This window comes from Paraburkholderia sp. (assembly GCF_035656215.1).
Taxonomy (GTDB): domain Bacteria; phylum Pseudomonadota; class Gammaproteobacteria; order Burkholderiales; family Burkholderiaceae; genus Paraburkholderia.
This window is the reverse complement of the sequence record NZ_DASRSY010000221.1, coordinates 24,344-30,506: the sequence shown is the minus strand read 5'-3', so window position 1 is coordinate 30,506 and position 6,163 is coordinate 24,344. Positions and strand designations below refer to the sequence as shown.

Below are 6,163 nucleotides of genomic sequence, written 5' to 3'. Positions count from 1 at the left end.
AAACGGCAGACGTATCAAGCGCTTGCAGATTTTGCCGGATAGTTATGCACAGCCTTGCGAACAAATTCTGTTGATAACTTTCCCCCGCGCGCCGTCACGACCAAATGAGTGATTCCAACCAATATGGCGGGTGTATGCTCAAAGCGAAAGCTGGTCGTTGACAGCACCCCACCACGCCGAACCTCGGCCGTGGCTCATTCAGGATCAAACCGTGCCGGGCGCCGAGCGCCTGCTGCGGCAGCGGGTTTTACCAGCGTGAACGTGATGCTCAGGACGAACCCAGTTGCATCCATCGGCCTGTCAGATGAATGAGCCCAAGCGTTTCACGGTGCGTCACATCAGCGTCTACCGATATTCAGAACCCGTGCGGTTCGGCGAACACCGGATGATGTTCCGCCCGCGCGCCAGCCACGATTTGCGTCTCGTCACGAACCAGTTGGTGATCACGCCGACGCCGTCGCGGCTGCACTGGCTGCACGACGTGTTCGACAATTCGGTGGCGGTCGCGAGTTTCGCGGGCAAGGCGAGCGAATTGCGCTTCGATAGCGAAGTGACGCTCGAACACGTCGAGACGCCCTTGCCCGACTACGCGCTCGCGCAGTACGCGGTGAACTGGCCGTTCGCGTACACCAACGAGGAAGCATCCGATCTCGTGAACGCGCGCAGCCGCCAGTATCCGGACAGCGACGTCGACGAATGGGCGCGCCGCTTCGTTCCTAAGCAGGGCAGCGGCAGCGGCGGCGCAAGCGGCAAGAACGGCACAGGCGGCACCATGGCGCTCCTGCGCGCGATGACGCTCGACATCAAAAGCACGTTTTTCTATGTGCGCCGCACGGAAAAGGGCGTGCACCGTCCCGGCGACACCTTGCGCAACCGCAGCGGCAGTTGCCGCGATTTTGCCGTGCTGATGATGGATGCTGTGCGTTCGCTCGGCCTCGCGGCGCGTTTTGTGAGCGGCTATCTGTTTGTGCCCGAGCACGACACGGCGCAAGGCGGCGGCGCGACGCATGCGTGGCTGCAGATTTATTTGCCGGGCGCCGGCTGGGTCGATTTCGATCCGACCAATAGCATCGTCGGCAATCGCCATCTGATCCGGGTGGCGGTGGCGTGGAACTACTACCAGGCGTTGCCGTTGTGGGGTACATGGCATGGCGCGCCGCATTCGTTTCGCGGTTTGCAGGTCGATGTGAGCGTGACCGAAGGTAAGTGACGAGGGCGGCCAGTGGGTTGGGCCAGTACGAATCGAACGTGTTAGCTGGGAGCGTGGACGCTGGTTGTTCACCAGGCGCGTCAACTGAATGTTTCAACTGGAAGAGGGCGCCGCGATGAAATTGCGCGTTGGCTACGAGCTGGTCTATGAGTGCGTGCAACCGACGCCGATGATGCTGATGTTGAACACGCACTTTTCGCACGCGAAGGAAGTGCTGAGTGCGGATTTGCTGGCGGTCGATCCGCCGGTGCCGATCAGCCAGTATCGCGACGGCTTCGGCAATCTGTGCAGCAGGATCGTGGCGCCGCAGGGATTGATTGCGTTGTCGACGAGCGCCGTGCTCGAGGTGTCGTCCGAGCCGGAGAGCCGGCCGCCGTTTACCGAGCAGCATCCGGTGGAGGCGTTGCCTGACGATACGCTGGTGTTTCTGCTGGGCAGCCGTTATTGCGAAACTGATTTGCTATCCGAATTTGCGTGGCAGACGTTCGACAAGATGCCGCTCGGGCGCGCTCGGGTGGATGCGATTTGCAATTATGTGCACGAACACATTGTATTTGGCTACGATTTTGCGCGGCCGACCAAGACCGCGTGGCAGGCCTGGCAGGAGCGAAAGGGTGTGTGCCGCGATTTCGCGCATCTGGCAGTGACACTATGCCGGGCGATGAATATCCCGGCGCGGTATTGCACGGGATATATCAGCGATGTCGGCACACGGCCGCCCTACGCAACGATGGATTTTGCCGCGTGGTTCGAAGCGTATGTGGGAGGCTGTTGGCAGACATTCGATCCGCGGAATAATGTGCCCCGCACGGGCCGGATTTTGATGGCGCGTGGCAGAGATGCCGCCGATGTTGCGATCAGCAATGCGTTTGGGGCGACGCAGTTAATGAAGTTCGATGTTGTCTGTAAGGCGATCTAGGTTTTTCTGCCGGTAAAGGCCTAAAGTTTCCTGCATGAAATGCCGAAAAGATCGGAATCTATACTCGTGCCGCGAGCCGATTCCGGACCATCATGATGTCGCGCAATGTAACCGCCGCAGTAGTGGCAATCCTGCTGGCGGCGCCAGCTGCACAAGCATCGCCGACGGGATTGGCCTCGATCCCGGTAAGTCTGACTGTGCAGGAAACCTGCGTTATCCAGTCGGTGGACGCTGCGATTACCGTTGCTAATCAACCGGCGGTTGCCTGCCTGCACGGGGCGCCGTTCCAGGTGTCCCAGGCCGCATTCGATCCCACCGCGTCGGGCGAAACAGGCCGGAATCAGGCACAGCCGGTGGAATTCATCACCGCCCACGACGCCCAGCAAACGGTCTGGATCGTCAACTTCTAGACATCGCCCCTTACCCGCGCGATATCGCGGCAGCCCAATACCAAGCCAGAAACTCAAAAACTGATCGTCGCGGTAATCGTGTCGCTGTAGCTGCCGGGCATCGGCGTCGTCTGCGCGGGCACCCGGCCATACACCGTGATCGCCACCGCATTGCCGCTGCCTGTGCCGGTGGCCATTGTCGTGCCTGCCGTTCCGTCGCCCCATGCGCTGGTGCGGGCGGCGTCCGTATACAGCTGATAGTTCACCGCGCCGCCGCCGCCCGAGCGCTGCATCTGGCGTGCCGCGACATTGCCGCTCGACCCACTGTTGAGCGCGATCTCGTACGCGTCGCCGTTAGTGCAGCGGGCCGTGATCGCGCCGGTCGCGTTCAATGCTGAACTCAGCACGCCTGTCGAAGTGAACGCTACGTTCGTCGCGCTGATCAGGCAGTTGTTCACTACCGTCGCGCTGGCCGTGAAGCCGAAGCTGCCGCCGCTCGTCGTCAGTGCGGCGCAGCCCGGCGCGAGCAGCAGAAAAAAACCGTAGTTGAGCGAAGTCTGGCCCAAGGTCTGCGAATACACGGTGTTGGCGTTGCCGGAAGTCGGCACGGTCGGCTGGCTGGCAGTGATCTGGCCGTAGAAATTCACCGACGTCGTCGCGGTATTGCCGGTCACTGGCTTGTTGAGAGTCACCGAAATCGGCGTCGTGCCGAGCGCGGTCGAACCCCACGCAAGCGAATGCGCGGCGTCCTGATACAGGTTGTACTGCAACTGGTTGGAGCCGATCGCCAGATAGCGTGGCGTCGTGCCGCCCATGTTCAGGCACACCTGCACGCTCGGCGTCAGCGTAACCGCGGGCCACGTGCACGAAATGCTGATCGTGCCGGTCGCGGCCACGGCACCCAGGCCGATCGGGCTGACGTTGCCGAAGCTCAGCGCCGATGGGCTCGCCGAACAGGTTTGCGCACTCGCACGCTGCGGCAATACGCCGAGCAGCGCGCATAGCATCAGGAGCAGAAGGAGCCGCTTCATCGCGTCGCTCCTGCTGCCGGGGACGCAGAGGCTGCCGCGCTGCCGCTGCAGGTCAACGGTCCGAACGTCGGCAACGAGCCGTCGGCTGGTCGATGGTAGGTGAATTCGACGTTGCAATGCAGAGCGCCGTTGTCGATCTCGAGATGGTTGTCGCGCTGCAGGTTCTCGATGAAGGTCAGACCGTCATAGCCGACGATCGTATCGCCCCCACCTTCGACGTGATGCACGCGCGTGCCCGGCGGCAGCAGCTTGCCGTCGGCGCCGCGCAGAATCACCGAGGCGGCGCTGTAGCGCGACGCGCGGAAGTTCGCCAGCACGCCCGCGTGCGACTCCGGTACCAGGTCCATCGAGGTCGTGGCGATACGCGCATCGGCGGGCAGATTCATGCTGTCGATCGCGACCTGGTTGTGCTGGTACGCGTTCAGATCGGGTATCAGCAAATGGCCGTTGCGGTCGGTCGTGCCGATCACGCGGTTTTCGTGCAGTACCGGCACGCCCGCGACGCCGTCGGTGGATACCAGCGCGAAACCGTCGTCGATACGCCGCGCGGGCTGGATACTGTTGTCCATCAGCACGATCGCACCGGTCACGTCGAGCGAGGCGTTCGCATGCCGGTCGATGTCCTGCGCGAGTGCCGTCACCTCGCCGTAATTGCCGAGATACTGCGCCTGCGCCTGGCGATACGGCACCGCGCCCGAGCCGCCCGCCTGCACGCCCCAGCCCCAGCCGCCGGCATAATCGGGCGGCCGCTGCGCATTGAGGTTGTAGGTGGACTGGCCGTTCTGACGGCCGACACTCGCGTTGATCGCGGTGTTGTTGCCGAGGCCGAAGCTCGCGGTCAGAAACACGCCTTGCGAGTTGTGCTGCAGAAAGTCCTTGTACGTGCTGAATGTGAGCGAGGCCAGATTGCCGAAGTTCAGCGTGTAAGACAGCGAACCGATCCGCGAGGCGGGAATGCCGGGAAAGCGATAGCCGATGTAGCTGAGCGACACGGTCTGACGGCTGAAGAAGGGCAGCGCCAGCGTTACGCGGTCAGTGGCGGTGGGCACTGGCGTGCCGTCGCGCGCGGCGAGGTCGCCATAGTTGCCGTAGGCGCGCAGCGTCTGCGCATCGATCGAGAAGTGTGGTTCGATCAGTTGATAGCCGAGACCGACCTGGGTGCCGTTCAGCTTGCCCGCGCTCGCGGACAATGAGCCGTTGATCACGCCCGCCATGCCCATGCGCACCAGCGCACCGGCACCCGCATTGACGAGGCCGCCGGTGGCTTCCGCGTGTCCTTCGAGTGTCAGCGTGTCGCTCACGCCGCGTCGCGCGGTGGCGCTGACCGCGGGGCGCGGATCGTAGGAAAACGAATCGATGCCATACGCGCGGCGCAGAAAACCCGCTTCGAACGAATAGCTCGACAGGCCCGCCGCCAGCATGCGTGTATCGACGTAGAGCGGCAGCGTGGTCGAGATGGTGCGGCCGAGCGCGTCATGCGTGATCACGGTCGCTTCGCCCGCGCCGGTGATGCCCGGCACGTTGTTGACGATAAACGGCCCGCTTGGCACGTTGCCGCTGAATTGGCGCACGTTGTTGATATAGAGATCCACCGCCGAAGGCACGACCGCGGAGCCCGCGAATGCCTGCACGGGGAACGTCACAAGGTCGGGTCGCAACGCGAAATTGCTGCGCCACTGGAAGCCGCCGATGCGGATCGAACGGCTCCAGTCGAGTGAAGATGAAATGGTGTCGCCGAACTGCGTGGTACTGAGCGTGGCCGGGTTCGATGTGCTCCACGAGGTGTCGTAGCGTACATAGCGATGCAGGTCGCGGTATAGATACGCAATGCCGGTATTGCTCAGTACGCCGGTCGGGTCGAAGTAGCGCTCCTCGCTCCACAGTGCGAACTGCGCGTTGGAGTCAGATTGCGCGAACGCGTCGTAGTTGATCAGAAAGCCGCGCGACGCGGCGGCATTCGGCGTTTTCGTCAGTTCTCGCGTGTCGAACGTGTACGGCTTGCGGATCGCGTCGGGCACCTCCAGGTCGATGGTCTGGCGCGAGGCGTCGTATTGGTAGTGCAGGCCCGGGATCTGGTCGAGTTCGATCGAAGCGGTGTCGGCAGTGCCGAGCTTGTCGGTAGCAATGCCGACTTCGCTCAGGTCCTTCCCCGTGGCGCTGAGCCGCCCGTCGACTTCGCGAAAGTGTGCGATCAACGAAGTGCGCTGGCCGTTGAGCATGACTTCCAGATATAGATCACGGCCTGCGGTGGTGACCGGCGCGGGCTTCGCCGCAGCGCGTTGGCTGGACTGCGGCGCGGCGCTCGATCCAGTGCCCGGATCCGCACCCATATTGACGCCTGGACTGACGCTCGTGCTGACGGGCGGATCGGCCGGCGCAAGCGTATCGACGCCCGTATCGGCGAATCGCAGCGGCGCCTGCGCGCCGGCCTGAGTTGCGCTCAGCATGGTCAGCATTGCCGTGAGCGCAATGATCTGCGGTCTCCATCCATGACGTTTTCGCCGTCGTTTCATTCTCATCGATTGCTTGGCGGTCCATCGTGTCCGTTCCTGTTGACCCTGGCGCGATCAACGCCGGCCTTGCGTGCCTAAGGTTTGCACGTGTGTTGGCCCTT

5 protein-coding genes are annotated in these 6,163 nt (G+C 62.9%); 3 read left to right on the top strand and 2 right to left on the bottom strand.

Annotation, left to right across the window (positions count from 1 at the left end):
- Positions 1-304: 304 nt before the first annotated feature.
- The 3 genes from VFE81_RS12640 to VFE81_RS12630 all read left to right on the top strand — a co-directional run bounded on the left by VFE81_RS12640 (position 305) and on the right by VFE81_RS12630 (position 2,539).
- Complete coding sequence (locus VFE81_RS12640; RefSeq protein ID WP_325044916.1) at positions 305-1,210, top strand: transglutaminase family protein; 906 nt, start codon at positions 305-307, stop codon at positions 1,208-1,210.
- Between the two features lie 115 nt (positions 1,211-1,325).
- Positions 1,326-2,129, top strand: a complete 804-nt coding sequence (locus VFE81_RS12635; RefSeq protein WP_325044919.1) for a transglutaminase family protein — start codon at positions 1,326-1,328, stop codon at positions 2,127-2,129.
- A 92-nt stretch (positions 2,130-2,221) separates the two neighbouring features.
- A complete protein-coding gene (locus tag VFE81_RS12630) occupies positions 2,222-2,539 on the top strand; it encodes a hypothetical protein (protein ID WP_325044915.1) in 318 nt (105 codons plus the stop codon).
- A gap of 53 nt (positions 2,540-2,592) precedes the next feature.
- Here the strand turns inward: VFE81_RS12630 and VFE81_RS12625 are convergent, their stop codons facing one another.
- On the bottom strand, positions 2,593-3,549 hold the full coding sequence (locus tag VFE81_RS12625; RefSeq protein WP_325044914.1) for a spore coat U domain-containing protein: 957 nt from the start codon (positions 3,547-3,549) through the stop codon (positions 2,593-2,595).
- Positions 3,546-6,068, bottom strand: coding sequence for a fimbria/pilus outer membrane usher protein (locus VFE81_RS12620; RefSeq protein WP_414695585.1), 2,523 nt, complete (start codon positions 6,066-6,068; stop codon positions 3,546-3,548). Before VFE81_RS12620 ends, VFE81_RS12625 begins: the two co-directional genes overlap by 4 nt.
- Between the last annotated feature and the right edge of the window lie 95 nt (positions 6,069-6,163).